Source organism: Ureibacillus thermosphaericus (assembly GCF_002370195.2).
In the GTDB taxonomy this organism is placed as follows: Bacteria; Bacillota; Bacilli; order Bacillales_A; family Planococcaceae; genus Ureibacillus; species Ureibacillus thermosphaericus.
The window spans coordinates 2710773-2731530 of record NZ_AP018335.1 but is presented as its reverse complement, the minus strand read 5'-3'; the positions used below and the strand labels follow the sequence as shown (position 1 = coordinate 2731530).

18 protein-coding genes and 1 other annotated feature are annotated in these 20758 nt (G+C 36.3%); all 18 genes read left to right on the top strand.

Annotated features, from left to right (window positions below):
- The first annotated feature begins 85 nt into the window (after positions 1-85).
- The 18 genes from mdh to infC all read left to right on the top strand — a co-directional run bounded on the left by mdh (position 86) and on the right by infC (position 20755).
- Positions 86-1024 carry a malate dehydrogenase gene (gene mdh / locus UtA1_RS13135; RefSeq protein ID WP_096551497.1) on the top strand — a complete coding sequence of 313 codons (939 nt, stop codon included), beginning with the start codon at positions 86-88 and terminating at the stop codon, positions 1022-1024.
- Positions 1025-1106: 82 nt separating this feature from the next.
- Complete coding sequence (locus UtA1_RS13130) at positions 1107-1544, top strand: MaoC/PaaZ C-terminal domain-containing protein (protein ID WP_096551495.1); 438 nt, start codon at positions 1107-1109, stop codon at positions 1542-1544.
- Positions 1545-1601: 57 nt separating this feature from the next.
- A complete protein-coding gene (locus tag UtA1_RS13125) occupies positions 1602-2312 on the top strand; it encodes a response regulator transcription factor (RefSeq protein ID WP_016837134.1) in 711 nt (236 codons plus the stop codon).
- Positions 2309-3760, top strand: a complete 1452-nt coding sequence (gene pnpS, locus UtA1_RS13120; protein WP_096551493.1) for a two-component system histidine kinase PnpS — start codon at positions 2309-2311, stop codon at positions 3758-3760. The genes UtA1_RS13125 and pnpS overlap by 4 nt, the downstream gene beginning before the upstream one ends.
- A 551-nt stretch (positions 3761-4311) precedes the next feature.
- Positions 4312-4455 carry a hypothetical protein gene (locus UtA1_RS17280; protein ID WP_172597779.1) on the top strand — a complete coding sequence of 48 codons (144 nt, stop codon included), beginning with the start codon at positions 4312-4314 and terminating at the stop codon, positions 4453-4455.
- Between the two features lie 256 nt (positions 4456-4711).
- Positions 4712-6073, top strand: a complete 1362-nt coding sequence (locus UtA1_RS13110) for an IS4 family transposase (RefSeq protein WP_096549894.1) — start codon at positions 4712-4714, stop codon at positions 6071-6073.
- A gap of 113 nt (positions 6074-6186) precedes the next feature.
- Entirely contained in the window at positions 6187-7155 is a 969-nt protein-coding gene (gene hflK, locus UtA1_RS13105; protein ID WP_016837136.1) for an FtsH protease activity modulator HflK, read from the top strand.
- On the top strand, positions 7152-8201 hold the full coding sequence (gene hflC, locus UtA1_RS13100) for a protease modulator HflC (protein WP_096551491.1): 1050 nt from the start codon (positions 7152-7154) through the stop codon (positions 8199-8201). Before hflK ends, hflC begins: the two co-directional genes overlap by 4 nt.
- Positions 8202-8313: 112 nt before the next feature.
- Positions 8314-8736 carry a DNA polymerase I gene (locus UtA1_RS13095; protein WP_096551489.1) on the top strand — a complete coding sequence of 141 codons (423 nt, stop codon included), beginning with the start codon at positions 8314-8316 and terminating at the stop codon, positions 8734-8736.
- Positions 8737-8870: 134 nt separating this feature from the next.
- Positions 8871-11498, top strand: a complete 2628-nt coding sequence (gene polA / locus UtA1_RS13090) for a DNA polymerase I (RefSeq protein WP_096551487.1) — start codon at positions 8871-8873, stop codon at positions 11496-11498.
- A 15-nt stretch (positions 11499-11513) separates the two neighbouring features.
- Complete coding sequence (gene mutM / locus UtA1_RS13085; RefSeq protein WP_096551485.1) at positions 11514-12386, top strand: bifunctional DNA-formamidopyrimidine glycosylase/DNA-(apurinic or apyrimidinic site) lyase; 873 nt, start codon at positions 11514-11516, stop codon at positions 12384-12386.
- A 13-nt stretch (positions 12387-12399) separates the two neighbouring features.
- Entirely contained in the window at positions 12400-12996 is a 597-nt protein-coding gene (gene coaE, locus UtA1_RS13080) for a dephospho-CoA kinase (RefSeq protein ID WP_016837141.1), read from the top strand.
- A gap of 287 nt (positions 12997-13283) precedes the next feature.
- Complete coding sequence (locus UtA1_RS13075) at positions 13284-14303, top strand: glyceraldehyde-3-phosphate dehydrogenase (RefSeq protein WP_096551483.1); 1020 nt, start codon at positions 13284-13286, stop codon at positions 14301-14303.
- Between the two features lie 317 nt (positions 14304-14620).
- Positions 14621-15085 (top strand): transcriptional regulator NrdR, encoded by a 465-nt coding sequence (gene nrdR, locus UtA1_RS13070; RefSeq protein ID WP_016837143.1) that lies wholly within the window; start codon positions 14621-14623, stop codon positions 15083-15085.
- 19 nt (positions 15086-15104) lie between these two features.
- A complete protein-coding gene (locus tag UtA1_RS13065; RefSeq protein WP_096551481.1) occupies positions 15105-16475 on the top strand; it encodes a replication initiation and membrane attachment family protein in 1371 nt (456 codons plus the stop codon).
- Positions 16476-16515: 40 nt separating this feature from the next.
- The gene (dnaI, locus tag UtA1_RS13060) at positions 16516-17421 is read left to right on the top strand and encodes a primosomal protein DnaI (protein WP_232019846.1); all 906 of its coding nucleotides are present in this window, start codon (positions 16516-16518) and stop codon (positions 17419-17421) included.
- Positions 17422-17834: 413 nt separating this feature from the next.
- A complete protein-coding gene (thrS, locus tag UtA1_RS13055) occupies positions 17835-19766 on the top strand; it encodes a threonine--tRNA ligase (protein WP_096551477.1) in 1932 nt (643 codons plus the stop codon).
- Positions 19767-20012: 246 nt separating this feature from the next.
- Positions 20013-20159 (top strand) — a sequence feature (ribosomal protein L20 leader region).
- Between the two features lie 92 nt (positions 20160-20251).
- On the top strand, positions 20252-20755 hold the full coding sequence (gene infC, locus UtA1_RS13050; protein WP_126434571.1) for a translation initiation factor IF-3: 504 nt from the start codon (positions 20252-20254) through the stop codon (positions 20753-20755).
- Positions 20756-20758 lie beyond the last annotated feature (3 nt).

Genomic DNA, 20758 nt, shown 5'->3' with positions numbered 1-20758 from the left:
TTTTTTACACTGTCTACTTGACAGGGAGCAGTTCAGATTGAGACGACCCTTTTTATTTATTATTTTTGTGAAAGAGGTGTAATCCATGACTTTAAAAAGAAAAAAGATTTCTGTGATTGGAGCAGGATTTACTGGTGCTACGACAGCTTTTTTATTGGCACAAAAAGAATTGGGAGATGTTGTATTAGTCGATATTCCCGAAGCAGAAAATCCAACAAAAGGAAAAGCGTTGGATATGTGGGAAGCAGCACCGATTCAAGGTTTTGACTCTTATGTTATCGGGACATCAAATTACGAGAAAACAGCTAATTCAGATTTAGTCATCATCACTGCAGGCGTAGCACGAAAACCTGGAATGAGCCGTGATGATTTAGTACAAATCAATCAAAAAGTCGTAAAATCGGTAACAAAAGCAATCATGAAGTATTCTTCAGATCCAACAATTATTGTATTAACGAACCCAGTTGACGCGATGACGTATGTAGCATATAAAGAATCCGGTCTTCCGAAAAATAAAGTTATGGGACAATCTGGCATATTAGATACAGCACGATTCCGTGCTTTTGTGGCAGAGGAATTAAATGTATCTGTAAAAGATGTCACTGGTTTTGTTTTAGGAGGACATGGAGATACAATGGTGCCGCTCACTCGTTATTCTTACGTAGGTGGAATCCCTATTGAAACGTTGATTTCAAAACAACGACTTGAAGAAATTGTTCAACGAACTCGAGTGGGTGGAGGAGAAATTGTCAACTTATTAGGAAATGGTTCGGCATATTATGCCCCTTCAGCTGCATTAGTGGAAATGGCAGAAGCGATTATAAAAGATCAGCGTCGTATATTGCCAACAATTGCTTATTTAGAAGGGGAATATGGTTTTGAAGATATTTATTTAGGCGTACCAACTTTGATTGGAGCTAATGGTGTGGAGAAAATTTTCGAGTTAGAATTAACGGAAGAAGAGAAAGAAGCATTACAAAAATCCGCTGAATCTGTAAGAAATGTTATGAAAGCCTTATCTTAATTTGTGTCCTTTTATTGTGGCTATTTTCTGAAGAAACTGATACTATGTTACTAAAGTAACCAATTAGGGGGAATTTTTCGATTTGCTAAACGGGGCAAGAACCAAGATTGGCAAGAAAATTGATGAAATTGCTGTTGGTGAAAGGATTCACTTAGTTGAAACAATTGAAGATAAAGACTTGCTTATATATTTAGGGTTAACAAATGATAATAATCCATTATATATTCAGCATGAATATGCAAAAGATACATTTTTTAAAAAGCCAATTGTCCCAACGATTATGTTGAATGGAATCGTGACAAGTGCCATTTCTAAGCATTTACCCGGTCCAGGTTCGCATATTCGCGAGCAAAATATTATATACTTAGAACCGGTATATCATTATGAAACAATCGAATTTCTGCTAGAAGTCCAGCACATTGACTACGAAAATAATATTGTAAGTATTCAAGTAGATGCAATGAATAAAAGTCACCAACAAGTCTTACATGGCATATTAAAAGTTTTACCTCCAATATAAACAAATTACTGATTTGAAATGGGGGTTTCAAATCACAGGCAATATGGAGGATTAATCATGTCAACAAATCAAACAATTTTAGTTGTAGAAGATGAAGTATCGATTGCTACATTGCTAAAGTATAATTTAGAACGCGTCGGGTATGAAGTGTTGCTCGCTCACGATGGCAAAGAAGGGCTTGATATGGCCCTTGAGCACTTGCCGGATTTAATTCTATTAGATTTAATGTTGCCGACGATGGACGGGATGGAAGTTTGTAAAGAATTAAGGAGTCAAAAGAAAAATATCCCCATCATCATGTTAACGGCTCGTGATGATGAATTTGATAAAGTATTGGGACTTGAATTAGGTGCTGACGACTATATGACAAAACCTTTTAGTCCTAGAGAAGTAATTGCTAGGGTCAAAGCTGTGTTGCGCCGTTTCAATTCAAGTTTTCAAGAAGAAAAGAAAGAAAAAAAATATTATCATTTTGGAAAATTAGAAGTTTATCCAGAACGTTATGAAGCTTTTCTAGACAATCAACCACTTGAATTTACACCGAAAGAATTTGAGTTGCTTGTATACTTAGTGGAAAATAAAAATCGTGTATTGACTAGAGATCAATTGTTGAGTGCCGTTTGGAACTATGATTTTGCGGGTGATACACGTATTGTCGATGTTCATATAAGTCATTTGCGGGATAAAATAGAAGAAAACAGCCGGAAACCGAAGTTTATCAAAACGGTGCGAGGTATCGGTTATAAATTTGAGGAGCCTAAACAATGAAATCTCAAAGCAATCGATTGTTTTTCATCTTTATTATGCTAACGGGTTCAATTATAGCTGTCCTTGGTATTGTACTAGGTCAGCTATTTCCTTTCTATATGGAAAGTTATTTTATGAAAAACGATATTCCCTTTACAGAGGAACAAATTGAACAGATTAAGTATCAGCTAGCTTTTATTTTAGCGATTTTATTAACGTTTGCATTTTTATTAATCGCCTACATCGCAAATCGATTAATTAAAGAATTGCTCATTCCCATAGAAAATGTGACTGAAACAGCACGAGAATTGATTAAAGGGAATTATCGCGCAAGAACTTATGCCAGTGGACCAGCGACAATCATTGAATTGCGAAATTCCATTAATATTTTAGCGCGAAATCTTCAAGAAATTGAAAAAATGAGAGAAATAGAAGATGAGCGCTTGAAGACGTTAATTGAAAACATGGGTAGCGCCCTTATCATGATTGATAGGGAAGGGACAGTATCCATTGTTAATGGTCAGTTTTTGGAAGAATTTAATTTATCATTAAATGAAGTAAAGGGAAAAAACTTTTTAACTCTAGGTCTTCCTAGGGAATTGGAGAAATTTATAGACCATGTATTTTTAACAGAGCTTCCTTTTCGACAACAAATCGAAATAGAAATGAATAACGAAAAAATTTATGAACAAGTTTATGGGGCACCTGTTGTAGGAGATCACGGTCGCTGGTTAGGGATTGTCATCGTTATGCATGATATTACTGAGCTGATTCGTTTAGAACAGATTCGAAAAGACTTTGTGGCGAATGTTTCTCATGAACTTAGAACGCCGATTACATCGATTAAAGGTTTTTCTGAAACTTTGTTGGATGGTGCTTTTAAAGATGAAAAAATGCTGCTATCCTTTTTAGAAATTATTTATCAAGAAAGTAATCGACTTCAAATGCTAATACAAGACTTATTAGATCTATCGAAAATTGAACAACATGGCTATACAGTAAAATTAGTCCCAACAAGTTTAAAAGATGTGTTAATACGTGCCGTCGAAGTAACAAGCCCGAAAATGGATCATAAAAATATGGAGTTTGATGTTGATATTAAACGAGATGTGATGGTGCTGGGGGACAAAAACCGCTTAATTCAAATCTTTACAAACCTCATTGTAAACAGTATTACCTATTCCCCAAATCATACGGTCATAACATTGCGCATGAAAGAAAATGAACATTATGGAATTGTGGAAGTGGAAGATCAAGGAATTGGAATTGAGAAAAGTGAAATTCCACGCATTTTTGAGCGTTTTTATCGCGTTGATAAAGCACGAAGCAGAAATTCAGGGGGCACTGGGTTAGGGCTTGCAATTGTAAAACATTTAGTAGAAGCCCATCGAGGGAAAATAGAAGTAGAAAGCACTGTTGGCAAAGGAACTTGTATGCGGGTGATGATTCCCATTTATCGAGAAATTTAACATTCTCTTTACAATTTTGTTATGAAAGCTTCATACTCTACGTTTATTGTTCTAAATGAAACCCCCTTTTTAAATTTAGTAATTTGCCTAAATAAAAGAGCCGTCCGTTGTAGGCGGCTTTTTATTTTAGCGCGCCTGGCATGGGTGTAATCTATAGGGTGTAAGTCCCGAACTGTGAAGGCAGAAGTAACAGTTAGCTTAACGCAAGGGTGTCCGTGGTGACGCGGAATCTGAAGGAAGCGAGCGGCAAACTTCCGGTCTGAGGAACACGAACTTCATATAAGGCTAGGTATCATTGGATGAGTTTGCTAAACAAAACAAAGTCCTTTCTGCCAAAGGTGGTACAGAGTAAATGAAGCAGATAGATGGAAGGAAAGATTACATTCTTACCCGGGGAGGTCTGGCGGATATGTGAAGTACGCTTCATAACCTACTTAGTGATAAGTAGCTGAACCGTCAGAAGTCAGCAGAGGTCATAGTATTAGTTGGTTTAGAACTACTAAGAAGGACCGAACAATTAAGAGAGAATAGCCCTTGGCATTCAGTGAGTCATGATGAACACAGAAAACGTAGTACCTCACTTGAGGAAGGAAGCGGTGAATCCCGTGGGAGACCTCTTGGAGGGTGGAGTGACCACTGGCATAAAGAGAACAGCTATTCACGGAAGTTATAAAGACTTGCGTCAATCATCTTAATTGAACCGCCGTATACGGAACCGTACGTACGGTGGTGTGAGAGGACGGGAGTTAATCGCTCCCTTCTACTCGATTAACTTATATTAATAACTCAACTTTCGCACCTAAAAAATAAGCATTAATCATTGGTTTTATTGAAACCAGAGTTTATCAAATATATTCGTTGACAAATTTAAATAATCATGAAAAAACACCTCGTTCTTTGGTATAGTGTAATTGATGAAAAACACTACCATACAGAAGAGGTGTCCCCTATATGATAAACCAAAATAGCCAATTTAATCAACTACCAAAAGAACTTGACTCTGTTTTTTCTGAGCTTGAAATAAATAAGCATCTACGCCAAGCAGGAATTAAAAAATCGTTTGGCTTTAGCTGTTCTTACTTATTTCAACTTATTTTTTGTTTGATTTTTCAACATAGAAATTGGTTTTCCCTACTGGATTCAAAGAAAGCAGATCAATTTCCAGCTAAGGACGCTGTTTATCGTTTTTTAAACCAAGCAACGTTCAACTGGCGCCGCTTTTTATTACTATTGAGCACTTTTACCATTCGAAAAGTGGCAAGTCTTACGAATCGAACACGACCAAAAGTGTTCATTATTGATGATTCTTCCTATGATCGAAATCGCAGTAAAAAGGTCGAATTGCTCGCTCGTTGTTTTGATCATGCTTCACTTAAAATGCGCTTTTATAAAGGTTTTCGTATGCTTACTTTGGGTTGGTCAGATGGCCATACATTTATGCCAATTGACTTTTCTTTAGTCAGTTCGAGAAAGTCACAAATCAATGGTATTTCTGATCACATTGATAAACGCACATGTGGCTATAAACGTAGACAAAATGCACTTCAAACAGAGCCTGAACAGATTCCTGATATGATTAAGCGTGCATTAACGAGTGGAATCGAAGCCAGCTATGTTCTTATGGATTCTTGGTTTACCTTGCCACCACTTGTTAAAGCGATTGTCGATCAAGGATTAGATGTCATAGGGATGGTTAAAGAAACAAAACAACGCTATAACGTAAACGATAAAATGGTTTCACTAAAGCAACTTTATCGCTTAGCTGTACCTGTTCCATCCGGGAAAGGAGTTCTTCGTTCAATTCATACAACAATGGCTAACGGGACACCCGTTAAAGTGGTATTCATTCAAAATAGAAATAAGAAAAGTGAGTGGCTTGCCATCCTTAGTACCGATTGCACGCTCTCCGAACAAGAAATTGTGCGAATCTACGGAATGCGCTGGGATATCGAGGTTTTCTTTAAGACAACCAAATCCCTTTTAAAACTTGAAAAAGAGTTCCAAAGTCGTTCATATGATGCGCTTATTGCCCATACAACGATTGTATTTACACGTTTTATTGTACTCTCTTGGCAGAATCGTTGTAATACGGATGAACGAACAATTGGTGGTCTGTTTTATGAACTATGTGATGAAGTAAATGAACTTGATTGGGCTGTCGCATTGCAGCAGTTAATCGAGCTTCTTCAAGATGTAATAAAACAGACCAACAAGAAAATCAAAAAATTAATTCAAAGTCAACTAGAACAGTGGATATCCAACCTTCCTAGCTATATCAAGGCTTATTTGCCAATTTCAGTCTGCGAAAGTTGAGTTAATAAATAGACTATAATTTTATTAATTTTTTTCATTTCTGTGAAACTTTATTTGTAAATGTTACGTAAATTAGCTAATGTAATTTTAGAAAAGAAAGAGAGGGAGAGGTTATGAGTGTAAAAAGAGCGTTGCTTACAACAGGGTTAGCAATTATTTCAATTATAGGTATTATTGCGATATTTACTACTTGGTATACGGTCGATGAATCGGAGCAAGCCGTTGTTATCACGTTTGGACAAGCAACAGAAACCATTACAGATGCCGGTTTGCATTTTAAATTGCCATGGCCAGTACAAAAAGTAGAAATTCTTTCGAAAGAAACATATAGTTTACAGTTCGGTTATAAGACGACAAAAGATGGAGAAATAGTAACGAAAGATAGCGAAACGAAAATGATTACTGGGGATGAAAATATTGTACTCACCGATTTAGTTGTACAATATAAGATTTCTGATCCAGTGAAGTATTTATTCCAATCCGAAGACCCTAAACAGCTTCTACATCATGCTACTTCAAGTGCGATTCGTTCCATTATTGGAAGCTCAACAATTGATGAAGCATTGACGGATGGACGAGCAGATATCGAGCAAAAAACAAGGGACTTACTGGTATCTGTCATGGAAGATTACGATATCGGCGTGACGATCTTGGCAGTGAAACTACAAGACGTCGAATTGCCAAATGCGGAGGTTCGTGCTGCCTTCACAGCTGTAACGGATGCCCGCGAAACGAAAAATACTAAAATTAACGAAGCAAAAAAATATGAAAACCAAAAAATTAGCGAAGCTCAAGGGGAAAAAGATGCAATCATTTCCCGTGCAGAAGGGGAAAAAATAGCACGTATTCAACAGGCGGAAGGGGACGTAGCCCTTTTCAATAAACTTTATAATGCATATGTTGGAAACCGAGAAATTACACGCCAACGACTTGTGTTAGAAACATTAGAGGAAGTATTACCGGGTGCGCAAATTTACATTATGAACGATAACGGAGAAACATTAAAATATTTGCCGCTACAACCTCAAACTGTACAACAAAATACAGAAAAAGAGCGTAAAGAAGGAGGCGGTAGTCAATGAGCAACAATTACTATGACGGGGATTTAGAAAAGTTCATCCGCAACCTTTTTGGAAAGAAAAATAAGGAAAAGAAAAATAAAGAAGCGAACCATATTCCAAATGTTGAAATCATTAATAAAAAGCCATCATTCAATCCGAAAAAATATGGAAAGCTAGCAATCATACTTACCATAATAGTAGCCGTCATTGCAATTTTATTAGCAAATTTATATATTGTGAAAGAGAATGAATATAAAGTCGTTCGCCAATTTGGTGAAGTCATTAAATATCAAGATCAGCCGGGACTTTATATGAAAATTCCATTTATTCAAAGTGTCACTACATTACCGAAAAACTTAATGATCCATAACATGTCTGAAGAAGAAATCAATACGTTGGATAAAAAACGAATCATTATTGACAACTATGCGGTTTGGCGTGTGACAGATCCAAAATCTTTAATTACGAATGCGAGATCCTTAGTCAATGCAGAAGCGCGTATGGAAGAGTTCATTTATTCGGTGTTGCGCACGGAACTTGGACAAATCAATTACGATGATATTATTAATGATGAAAATTCTGATCGGGGCAGCCTCTCAGAAAAAATTACAACGAAAGTAAATGAATTATTGCAAACGGACAATTATGGAATAGAAGTTGTAGACGTTCGCATTCGCCGTACTGACTTACCAGAGGAAAACGAAGAATCTGTTTATAAACGAATGATTTCTGATCGAGAATCAATCGCTCAAAAGTATTTATCTGAAGGGGATGCAGAAAAAAATCGTATAGTGGCAAATACCGATCGACAAGTGCAAGAAATGATTTCGACAGCCAAAAAAGAAGCTGCTTTGATTATCGCTGAAGGGGAAGCAGAAGCTGCAAGAATCTATAACGAAGCTTTCTCAAAAGATCCGGAATTTTATCAATTGTATCGGACATTAGAAACTTATAAGAAAACGATTGGTGATGATACGGTTATTATTATTCCTTCAGATTCACCTTACGCCAAAATATTATCGGGCTACATTGAAAATAATGAGTTAGTAAATGGATTAAATGAATAATGGATTAGGGAAATTTTATTCCTTTGAGTGTATTAGCAATAATTACAACTTTATCAACCTATTAGCCTCATTATATAATACTATACAGTAATAATAGAATTGAGGCGAAAGGATGTACCGTTTAAATAAATGGATTCAAAACACATTGCTTGCTGTAATAATGGCATGCAGTATGACAGCATTATATTTTTCAACACCTTACGCTTTTTTAAAAATTAAATTATTTCATATCCCCGTTTTATTTATCATTATCTTCATCTTCTCTATCATTATTGCCGAAGATGTTCGAAATAGTTTTAAGAAAGTGTTCCGTTTTAACAATCGTGATAATAAACGCTCCATCTGGCAAGTGGGAGTTGGCATGATCTTTTACTTTACTCAAGTAGGGATTGTGGAAGTATTTTTCCGTTCTTGGATGGAGCCTGAATTAGGTGGCATGCCCCTTTATCTTGTGATTGCCTTCTTGAATGCCTTTATCATGACAGTTATTTATGAAGAAATATTTTATTTCGAAGAAATGAATCAAACGAATTAGAATGATCGCAAACTAAATAAAAAGTTAAGAAAAAAACACGTATTTGTCGTATTTCGGCAAATACGTGTTTTATAATGGGATTAACTGTGTAAAAGTAATGGAAGATGATTTATACGTTGAAGGAGTGCAAATGAGTGGGGAAAGAGAAATTATTATTACTAGATGGAAATAGTTTAGCCTACCGAGCATTTTTTGCATTACCCCTATTATCGAATGATAATGGGATTCATACAAATGCGGTTTATGGCTTTACAACGATGCTTCAAAAAATTTTAGAAGAAGAACAACCGACGAAGATGCTCGTTGCATTTGATGCTGGAAAAACGACGTTCCGCCATCAAACTTTTGAAGAATATAAAGGCGGGCGTCAAAAAACGCCGCCGGAATTATCAGAACAATTTCCGTATTTACAAAAGTTAATTGACGCTTATCGCATCAAAAGATACGAACTAGAAATGTATGAAGCCGATGACATCATTGGTACGCTAGCTCGACAAGCGGAAAAGGAAAACATCGATGTTGTCATTGTTTCGGGTGATAAAGACTTAACACAACTCGCTACAGAGAAAGTAAAGGTTTATGTTACTCGAAAAGGAATGACAGATATTGAACAATATACACCCGAACATATTCAGGAAAAATATGGACTATCTCCAATACAAATTATCGATATGAAAGGTCTTATGGGAGATGCATCTGATAATATTCCGGGAGTTCCTGGCATTGGAGAAAAGACGGCTATTAAATTGTTAAAGGAATATGGAACAATCGAAAATTTATATGAACAAATCGATGAAATGAAACAATCAAAAATGAAAGAAAAGCTTATCGCAAATGAAGAGCAAGCGAAAATGAGCAAACAATTGGCGACAATTAATACAAATGCACCAATTGAAATTTCTCTTAATGATTTAAATTATCCAGGTCCAGATCAGGAAGCGGTTCTTGAAGTATGGAAAGAGTTACAATTTAAATCGTTAATCGAAAAATCAGATTTTGAAATTGAAGAAAAAGAAACAGCTGCCCTTTCATTTAAAATCGTTCGTGAAATTGCGGAAGATCTTTTTACTGATACGATGGCTGTTCATGTTGAGCTGGAAAATGAGCATTATCATACATGTAATATATTAGGTTTTGGCTTTACAGATGGTTCAAATACCTTTTTCGTTCCCATAGAAGTTTTGCAAAAGAGCGAAAGACTAAAATCTTACTTTGAAGATGAAACGAAGAAAAAATATATGTCGGATTTAAAAGCTGCGCAATGTATATTAAAACGTCATGGCATCAATTTGCGAGGCGTGGAATTCGACTTGCTACTTGCATCTTATATTGTCAATCCTGCCATTTCAGGTGATGATGTAGCCACATTGGCAAAGGAATTTGGCTATACAGATGTGCGTTCCAACGAAGCTGTTTACGGAAAAGGGGCAAAATGGGCATTACCAAGTGAAGAAGTTCTTGCTGAACATGTTTGCCGAAAAGCATTTGCGATTTGGAGCTGTAAGGAACGGGTATCAAATAAGTTAAAAGAAAATGAACAGTTTGATTTGTACCATGATTTAGAATTACCTTTGGCTGTTATTTTAGGAAAGATGGAAAGCGAAGGAATTAAAGTTAATATTTCTACCCTTGAAACTATGGGACAAGAATTAGAAGATAAAATCGCGAAGCTTGAAACAGAAATTTATGAGTTGGCTGGTGAAACATTTAATATTAATTCACCAAAGCAGTTGGGAGTAATTTTATTCGAAAAATTAGGATTGCCGGTCATAAAGAAAACGAAAACAGGTTACTCCACGGCAGCGGATGTACTTGAAAAACTAAAGTCGGAACATCAAATTGTTCAGTTGATTTTAGAATATAGAACTCTTGCGAAATTACAATCCACTTATATTGAAGGATTAATCAAAGAAGTTCATCCAAAAGACAGCAAAGTTCATACTCGTTTTATGCAAGCATTAACATCAACAGGAAGGCTTTCTTCTACAGATCCGAACTTGCAAAACATACCGATTCGTTTAGAAGAGGGAAGAAAAATACGGAAAGCATTCGTACCTTCCCATGATGGATGGCTGCTATTTAGCGCCGATTACTCACAAATTGAATTGCGCGTGCTTGCACATATGTCGAAGGATAAAAATTTAGTGGAAGCTTTCAATCAAGGGATGGATATTCACACACGAACAGCAATGGAAGTATTTCATGTATCCCAAGACGACGTTACTTCTAATATGCGAAGAGCGGCAAAAGCGGTTAACTTCGGAATTATTTATGGAATCAGCGATTATGGACTATCCCAAAACCTCGATATTTCAAGAAAAGAAGCTGGAGAATTTATCGAAAAGTATTTTGAAAGTTTTCCAGGGGTAAAAGAATATATGGATAACATCGTGCAAGAAGCAAAATTGAAAGGTTATGTAACAACGATCTTAAACCGCCGACGTTATTTACCTGATATTACGAGCAAAAACTTTAATTTAAGAAGTTTTGCAGAGCGCACAGCAATGAATACGCCAATTCAAGGAAGTGCGGCAGATATCATTAAAAAGGCGATGCTAGATATTGACGCAAGATTGAAAGCAGAAGGGTTACAAGCGAAACTGCTTTTGCAAGTACATGACGAATTGATTTTTGAAGCGCCGAAAGAAGAAATTGAAAAGTTAGAAAAAATTGTACCAGAAGTGATGGAAAGTGCCATTTTACTTGATGTGCCATTAAAAGTGGACATCTCTTATGGTGAAACATGGTACGATGCAAAATAATAAGGAAGTGAAGACATGCCTGAATTACCAGAAGTGGAAGGGGTTGTTCGGGCACTATCCCCGAAAATAGAAGGTAAGACAATTTTAGAAGTTGCCCTATCTAAAACGGTTTGTGATGCTCATCAACAAGGAAAACAATGCATAGTGAAAAATATGGAGCCAAGGGAATTTGAAGAACAGATGCGCGGCATGACAATCAAAAAGGTGCTTCGCCGCGCCAAATATATCTTTATTGATTTAGAAAAAAATAATACACCATATCTTTTCGTTAATCATTTAGGAATGACTGGTGCTTGGTTTATTGTTGAGAACGAAAATGAAATTTTAGAAGAAAAGTTTCGAAATCATATTCATGCCACATTTCAACTATCTACTGGTGAATTGCTCATATTTTCAGATATTCGTAGATTTGGCGAATTGAGATTGCTAAATACAATTGATGAGCACCCACCTCTTTTACAAATGGCTCCTGAACCTTTTGATGAAATGGCATTAAACTACTTTTTAGAAAAATGTGAGCTTACTAAATATAAAAACAAACCGATAAAGGAAGTCATTATGGATGGACAAGTGATTTCCGGCTGCGGCAATATTTATGCAACGGAAGCGCTTTTTCGAGTAGGCATACATCCTGCGAGAAAGGCTGGGCGAATCAGTATAATGCGGAAAATCGCATTATTTGAAGAGATTCAGAAAGTTTTACTTGAAAGTATTGAAAGGGGAGGCTCAACAATCTCTGATTATCGCAATATCAATGGCGAAGCAGGCGGGATGCAGCATCGATTGAAAATGTATGGTAAAAAGGTTTGTCCAGCATGTAATGCAAGTACGAAATCGATGATTATCGGAGGAAGAACAAGCGTTTATTGTCCAAAATGTCAACGTTAAAAGGGTGTTATATATGATTATTGGTTTAACTGGAAGTATCGCAAGTGGAAAAAGTACAGTAAGCAACATGTTAAAAGAATATGGATTGCCAATAGTTGATGCAGATGTGGTGGCTCGTCTCGTAGTGGAGCCTGGCAGCGAAACGTTAAAGAGAATTGTTGAAGCTTTTGGAGAAGAGGTACTAACAGAGACGGGAGAATTAAATAGGCAAAAGCTAGGATCCATTATCTTCAATGATGAAGAAAAACGTCAAACGTTAAATGGCATTATTCATCCAGCTATTCGGAAAGAAATGTTGCGACAGCGGGATGAATATATCGCTAATGGTGAAAAAACCGTCATTATGGACATTCCATTATTATTTGAAAGTAAACTTCAACATTTTGTTGATAAAATTTTAGTCGTGACGGTATCGGAAGATGTACAATTGGAAAGATTAATGAAAAGAAATCAATTAACTGCGGAAGATGCAAAAGCCCGCATTCGTTCTCAGCTGCCATTAGCAGTAAAGGAACAAGGAGCCGATGCGGTTATAAATAATAATGGAACAATTGAAGAGACGCGAAAACAATTAGAGCATATTTTGAAAGAATGGGGAGTTCTTTCATAAGCTTTACATCGATTGATGATCAAATTATTGATTTCTAAACATTGTGTGAAGTGAATTTTTTCCATTTCATTTACGTAATGAAAACAGCAATCGATGGAAATGTTAGACTTTAAGCGGTAATTTTAAACAATTTTCTCATAGTAATACCTTTTTCCCTTTAATCATTTATTTTTCTGAAAATAATAACTTTTTTATTATTAGAATTATTGGTACACCTTTTATAATAATGTGCTATACTAATTGAGAAATAGTAAACATAATTGAAGTAAAACGGGAGGCTTATATTAATGACAGTTTCTATTGCAATTAACGGCTTTGGACGAATTGGCCGCATGGTGTTCCGACAAGCGATTGTTCAAGAAGATTTAAATATAGTGGCAGTTAATGCTAGCTATCCTGCAAAAACATTAGCACATATGGTTAAGTATGACACAATTCATGGACATTTTGATGGAACTGTAGAGTATGAGGAAGATGCTTTAATCGTCAACGGTAAACGTGTTCAATTAATTGCTGAACGCGATCCTGCAAAATTACCGTGGAAAGAACTTGGAGTAGACTTAGTTATCGAAGCAACAGGTAAATTCAATGATCGCGAAAAAGCAGCTCTTCATTTAGAAGCAGGTGCAAAAAAAGTAATTTTAACAGCGCCAGGTAAAAACGAAGACGTAACAATTGTAATGGGTGTTAATGATGATGTATTAGACGTGTCAAAACACCACATCATTTCAAATGCATCTTGTACAACAAACTGCTTAGCTCCGGTTGTAAAAGTGTTGCATGAACAATTTGGTATTGAAAACGGTTTAATGACAACAGTTCACGCATATACAAATGACCAAAAAAATCTAGACAACATGCATAAAGATTTACGCCGTGCTCGTGCATGTGGTCAAAGCATTATTCCAACTACGACTGGTGCAGCAAAAGCATTAAGTAAAGTAATTCCTGAAATGGAAGGAAAAATCCATGGTTTAGCTCTTCGTGTACCAACTCCAAATGTTTCATTAGTAGACTTAGTAGTCGACTTAAAACAAGATGTAACAGCTGAACAAGTGAACGAAGCTTTCAGAAAAGCAAGTGAAGGTTCATTAAAAGGTATCCTAAACTATAGCGAAGAACCACTTGTATCTGTTGATTACAATACAACAACATACTCATCTACAATTGATGCACAATTAACAATGGTAATGGGTACAAGAAAAGTTAAAGTAATGGCTTGGTACGATAATGAATGGGGTTACTCTGCACGCGTAATTGATTTAACGAAAAAAGTTGTAAAAGCACTTGAAGCGGTAACTGCATAATAAATAGTTGATAAAGTGTAGACATCGTCTGACAACGACTTTGTCTACACTTTTTTATATAATCTGTAGTTATGTAATATCACTTGATAAAATAATCTTTCATTACTATTTATATACAAAACTCCCGAAAAATATGCATTGAAAGTGCTACCAATCATTCTAATGAAATTCATTATAAATAACCTCGATTTTTGGTTGGAAGTATATTAAAATGAAAACCTATCATCTTCCATTAGAGATTATGTACTAGGAAAAGTGTTACTTCCTATGTTATTTGATATAATAATGTTAAATATACTAGACAGGGAGAAATTTTTATGAGATGTCCAAGTTGTTATTACAATGGAACGCGTGTCATAGATTCCAGACCCGTTGATGATAATAAAGAGATACGTAGACGTCGTGAATGCGAATCTTGCGGTTTCCGATTCACTACTTTTGAAAAAATAGAAGAAACGCCATTAATTGTAGTGAAAAAAGATGGGTCCAGGGAAGAATTTAGCCGAGAAAAAGTGTTAAGAGGGCTAATTCGCGCTTGCGAAAAACGTCCAGTATCATTAGAACAACTTGAACAAATCGTCTTTTCTATTGAAAAAGAATTAAGAAGACTAGGAAATTCGGAAGTAAGTTCTGTAGATGTTGGAGAAATGGTAATGGATGAGCTTGCAAAGGTGGATGAAGTGGCTTATGTTCGTTTTGCATCTGTTTACAGACAATTCAAAGATATTAATGTGTTTATGCAAGAGTTAACAGAATTATTGAATCGACAGCCAAAAAAGTAGTTATAGGGGGAAAGCAAAATTGGTTCATTTGTATAAAGAGCTTCAACCGAAGGATCATTTTGACATTATTCTCCCTCATTCTCTATCTTCCCATGAACGACAACTATTAACGCTTTTCTATCAGCCACTTACTGGTCCGGAACCTATTAGCCTATATTTAACTTTATGGGCAGAAGGTGAAGATGCTCATAGGGAAACTTTAAATCATTATTATTTAATGAATGTGTTAGATATGCCGATTGGTAAAGTGTTTCAAGCCCGTATTTCATTAGAAGCAATCGGTTTATTAAGAACATATCGAAAAGAAGAAGGAGAAAATCGTTTCTTTTTATATGAATTAGTGCGTCCTCTTGATGCAGAGACATTTTTTCAAGATCCGTTATTATCGATGTTTCTTTTCAGTAAAATTGGAGAACAAGCATACCGTAAACTTCGGAAACGATTCATCAAGCGAATGAACATGGATTCTTTTAAAGAAGTATCAAGAACATTTATGGATGTGTACAAACCCATTCATACGAATGTTCCCCAAGAATTCATCGAACCCAACCTAGAAACAAAAAATCGCAATTATCCATTCTATTATGAACAATTTGATTTTGCTTTATTGCAAGCTGGGTTATCGGAACAATTGATTCCTACCAGTGTATTTACAATTGAAGTAAAAGAATGGATTGCAAAGATAGCCTTCCTCTATCAATTCTCTCCACTTGATATGCAGAAGGTTGTTATTTTAGCGATTGATGATGAAATGCGAATTTCGTTAGATAGATTGAAAAAAGCTGCATCAGATTATTATAAATTAACGATTTCTAAAGAAGTGCCGAAACTTGAAAAAACTTTTGAAATGAAACCGCAAGAAATACAAAATCAGCCTTTAACGAAAGAACAAGAGTTAATTGATTACCTTGAAACAACCCCACCCGTTCAAGTGTTAAGAGACATTAATAACGGAAAAGAGCCAGTGCCATCTTCTGTCGAAATAGCAGAAGATTTAATATTGAAACATGGCATGCCCGTCGGAGTTGTCAATGTATTGCTTGAATATGTTATGCTAACTACAGACATGAAATTGCCACGCAAATATGTTGAACGAATTGCGGACCATTGGATGAGGAAAAATGTTCGAACGGCGAAGGAAGCAATGGAACTTGCTCGCACAGAACGGGATCAATATAATAAGTGGAAACAAGAAAACGAAGAGAAAAAGTCTTCTAATTTAAACTATAGAAAACAGCCATACAGAAATATAAGGGAAGAAAAGATACCAGAATGGTTCTATAAACGAAACGAACCTCGGAAAGAGGAAGAACAGTCCACAAAACAAAAAATTAACTTTGAAGAAGAACGTAAAAAAATATTGCAAAAACTTGGAGTTGTAGACGGGTAGGTGACCAACCATCGAATCGATCAAAAAATCTTTAAATAAAGTGCAAATTCCATCCTTTCAAGAAAGATACAATGCCATCCGAAATCAAATTTTAGAACATCCGAACGTTCAAAAATTTTTAAAAGAACATGATGATGTGGTTAATAAAGAGATGGTTGAACGCAGTTTAGCAAAGCTATATGAATATATTAGCCAAACGAGCGAATGTTGCAACTGCGGTTCGACAGAAAAATGCACTAATTATTTAAAAGGGTTTGTTCCAAAACTGTATATCGCTCAAAATTCCATAGATGTTGAATATGAACGATGCAAACAAAAAATCATTGAGGATGAACGCAGAGAAATTGAATCGATGATTTCAAGCATGTACATGCCAAAAGATGTATTATCTGCAACATTGAAAGATTTAGAGATTGATGATGAATCGCGGGTTGAAATACTTAATTATGCAGCTGATTTTGTTGCTCATATCAAAAATTCAGGGGAATTACCGAAAAAAGGTTTTTACTTGTATGGAGAGTTTGGTGTTGGGAAATCCTTTGTACTAGGTGCGATTGCCAACGAACTCGCCAGTTTAAAAGTCCCGTCAGTTCTTGTATTTGTACCTGAATTTTTAAGGGAATTAAAAAATTCCATCCACGATCAAACACTTCAGGAGAAAGTCGATTATGTGAAACAAGCTCCAGTATTGATGCTCGATGATATTGGTGCGGAATCATTAACAAGCTGGGCGAGGGATGAAATCTTAGGATCCATTTTACATTATCGAATGAGTGAGCAGCTACCAACCTTTATTACATCGAATTTAGATTATAAACAATTGGAAATTCATCTAGCAGAAACTTCTCGTGGTGAGATGGATGTAGTGAAAGCGGCAAGAATTATGGAGCGAATTAAAGCCGTGACGTTTCCTATTCGAATGATGGGAAGAAATAGGAGACTTTAAAAAGCTTTGTCTATTTCGATAGTTGCATTTCAAAAAAACTAAGCGTATACTTTCATTATGATGATGAAAAATATTTTGCGGTGAAGAGGACACGAAGTTTGTGAAACGGCTTATAGAGAGGGAAACCTAGGCTGGAAGTTTCCTAGTACGACGCAACACTTTACTACCTCGGAGCATTAGCGGGGAACAATCCGCTAACGTTTTCGGTACGTTACACCGACCTAGAGCTTCGTCTGAAATTTTATTTCGGAAGGAAGAAGGGTGGAACCACGAGCGATCGCGTCGTCCCTTTATTGGGATGGCGTTTTTTTATTTTAGGTTTCAACTGTTTAGCTTTATTAATTTTTGATTTCTATGAATACAGAATAGCTAAAAATTTTGCATCAAAAAATATAGTAAAGGAGAATTTGAGTATGTCTGAAGTGATTCAATTAACATTTCCAGACGGTGCTGTAAAGGAGTTTCCTAAAGGAACTTCTACTGATGATGTGGCAGCTTCCATCAGCCCAGGATTACGTAAAAAAGCGTTAGCAGGTAAAATCAATGGTAAGTTATTAGATTTAAAAACACCAATTGAGGAAGATGGTGCAATTGAAATCATTACACCAGAACATGAAGATGCATTAGAAATATTGCGCCACTCTACTGCTCATTTAACAGCTCAAGCAGTAAAACGTTTATTCCCTGGTGTGAAACTTGGGATTGGTCCTGTAATTGAAGGTGGGTTTTACTACGATATCGACTCACCAACACCAATATCTGCAGATGATCTTCCAAAAATAGAAAAAGAAATGAAAAAAATCATTTCTGAAAACCTTGAGATCGTACGTAAAAACGTTACTCGCGAAGAAGCGCGAAAAATTTATGAAGAAATCGGCGATGAATATAAATTGGAATTACTTGATGCGATTCCAGAAGGGGAACAAGTCTCTATATACTATCAAGGGGAATTTTTCGATCTTTGCCGTGGAGTGCACGTTCCATCTACAGGCAAATTAAAAGAGTTTAAATTGCTTTCTTTAGCTGGAGCATATTGGCGTGGTGATTCTAACAACAAAATGCTTCAACGTATTTACGGCACAGCATTCTTCAATAAAGAAGATTTAAAACAACACTTACAAATGCTTGAAGAGGCAAGAGAACGAGATCACCGTAAAATTGGTAAGGAACTTGAGCTATTTACTTTATCTCAAACTGTAGGGCAAGGGTTACCAATTTGGTTGCCAAATGGTGCAACAATTCGTCGCATCATCGAACGCTATATTGTTGATAAAGAAATCAGTCTTGGTTATCAGCATGTATATACTCCAGTGCTAGGTTCTAAAAGTTTATATGAAACATCTGGACATTGGCATCACTATTCTGAAGATATGTTCCCTCCAATGGAAATGGATAACGAAACACTTGTGCTTCGTCCAATGAACTGTCCACACCATATGATGGTGTACAAGAACAGCATGCACTCTTACCGCGAGTTGCCGATTCGAATTGCCGAACTTGGTATGATGCACCGTTATGAAGCATCTGGTGGTTTATCTGGATTACAACGTGTGCGCGGAATGACGTTGAATGATGCCCATATCTTCGTTCGTCCAGACCAAATTAAAGATGAGTTTAAACGAGTAGTTAACTTAATTTTAGATGTTTATAAAGATTTCGATATTAAAGATTATCGTTTCCGCTTATCTTACCGTGATCCAGAAGATACAGAAAAGTATTATGACGACGATGAAATGTGGGAACGTGCTCAAAGCATGTTAAAAGAAGCAATGGATGACCTAGGCCTTGAATATTTTGAAGCGGAAGGCGAAGCGGCATTCTATGGTCCTAAATTGGATGTACAAGTAAAAACTGCTATTGGTAAAGAAGAAACATTATCAACTGTGCAACTTGACTTCTTGCAACCAGAGCGCTTTGATTTAACATATATCGGAGAAGATGGAGAAAAACATCGTCCAGTTGTAATTCATCGTGGTATTGTATCGACAATGGAACGCTTTGTTGCATTCCTAATTGAAGAGTATAAAGGTGCGTTCCCAACTTGGTTGGCACCAGTTCAAGCAGTAGTGATACCTGTATCAAACGAAGTGCATTTTGATTATGCAAAACAAGTGGAAGAAACACTTCGTAAAGCTGGTATTCGCGTAGAATTGGATGTTCGTGAAGAAAAGTTAGGATATAAAATCCGTGAAGCACAAATGAAGAAAATCCCTTACATGTTGGTATTAGGAGATAAAGAAGTGGAAGCGAATGCGGTAAATATTCGCAGATATGGATCTAAAGATTCCGAAACAGTTCCATTCGAACAATTCCTTGAAGATATCAAAAAGGACGCAAGAGTGTAAACGGGATACAAAGATGATTTGTATTTTTGATTAGTGTGGAAGATGCCCGGAGCTTAGCAAAGGGCATCTTGATTTTTTAAAATGCTTTAGTTTATAATTCTAATCATTGCACGATAGCTAGTATTCGTTAAAGAATTTTGGATTTTAAAGTTTTCTATTTTTTCTTTCAAAGGAATGTATTGATAAAAAACTTGACATTCTAAAATATGAATGTTACGATAACAAAGGTTAAGAATACAAGTTTGTGGTTGAAAGTAGAGGCTGCCCGCTTCTCACCTGTTTCGACGCTTCAAGCAGTTGGCAGGTTTGGAATAAATGAAAAATGAATACGCTCTTTTTGCGTATTTTTCGGCGGGCGGACATCTTCTGAAATGTCCGTCTTTTTTTATGGACATAACAGAATCAACAGCGACGTTCAACCAGGGATGTTTCCAAACCGTGTATTCGCGACACAACCTTGGAGGTGGATTTTTATTAGCAAAGACATGTACGTCAACGAAGGGATACGTGCACGTGAACTTCGTGTAATTGATCAAAACGGTGAACAATTAGGAATTAAATCCCGTAATGAAGCGTTAGAAATGGCTGCTCGTGTAAACTTGGATCTTGTCCTAGTAGCACCACAAGCGAAGCCACCTGTCGCTCGTATTATGGACTATGGCAAGTTTAAATTTGAGCAGCAAAAGAAAGAGCGCGAGATTCGCAAAAATCAAAAAGTCATCCACATGAAAGAGGTACGTTTAAGCCCAACAATTGATGAGCATGACTTCCACACAAAACTTCGAAACGCAATCAAGTTCCTTCAAAAAGGAGATAAAGTAAAATGTACGTTGCGTTTCAAAGGTCGCGCAATTACGCATACAGATATTGGTCAGCGGGTATTAGATCGTTTTGCTGAAGAATGTGCAGAATATGCAACAGTAGAACAAAAGCCAAAATTAGAAGGCCGAAGCATGTTTTTAGTACTTGCACCAAAAAATGAAAAATAATGA

Coding starts and splice junctions, on each gene's coding strand:
- mdh (WP_096551497.1), top strand. CDS start 86: ATGACTTTAAAAAGAAAAAAGATTTCTGTGATTGGAGCAGGATTTACT.
- UtA1_RS13125 (WP_016837134.1), top strand. CDS start 1,602: ATGTCAACAAATCAAACAATTTTAGTTGTAGAAGATGAAGTATCGATT.
- pnpS (WP_096551493.1), top strand. CDS start 2,309: ATGAAATCTCAAAGCAATCGATTGTTTTTCATCTTTATTATGCTAACG.
- UtA1_RS17280 (WP_172597779.1), top strand. CDS start 4,312: ATGATGAACACAGAAAACGTAGTACCTCACTTGAGGAAGGAAGCGGTG.
- UtA1_RS13110 (WP_096549894.1), top strand. CDS start 4,712: ATGATAAACCAAAATAGCCAATTTAATCAACTACCAAAAGAACTTGAC.
- hflK (WP_016837136.1), top strand. CDS start 6,187: ATGAGTGTAAAAAGAGCGTTGCTTACAACAGGGTTAGCAATTATTTCA.
- hflC (WP_096551491.1), top strand. CDS start 7,152: ATGAGCAACAATTACTATGACGGGGATTTAGAAAAGTTCATCCGCAAC.
- UtA1_RS13095 (WP_096551489.1), top strand. CDS start 8,314: ATGTACCGTTTAAATAAATGGATTCAAAACACATTGCTTGCTGTAATA.
- mutM (WP_096551485.1), top strand. CDS start 11,514: ATGCCTGAATTACCAGAAGTGGAAGGGGTTGTTCGGGCACTATCCCCG.
- coaE (WP_016837141.1), top strand. CDS start 12,400: ATGATTATTGGTTTAACTGGAAGTATCGCAAGTGGAAAAAGTACAGTA.
- UtA1_RS13075 (WP_096551483.1), top strand. CDS start 13,284: ATGACAGTTTCTATTGCAATTAACGGCTTTGGACGAATTGGCCGCATG.
- nrdR (WP_016837143.1), top strand. CDS start 14,621: ATGAGATGTCCAAGTTGTTATTACAATGGAACGCGTGTCATAGATTCC.
- thrS (WP_096551477.1), top strand. CDS start 17,835: ATGTCTGAAGTGATTCAATTAACATTTCCAGACGGTGCTGTAAAGGAG.
- infC (WP_126434571.1), top strand. CDS start 20,252: ATGTACGTCAACGAAGGGATACGTGCACGTGAACTTCGTGTAATTGAT.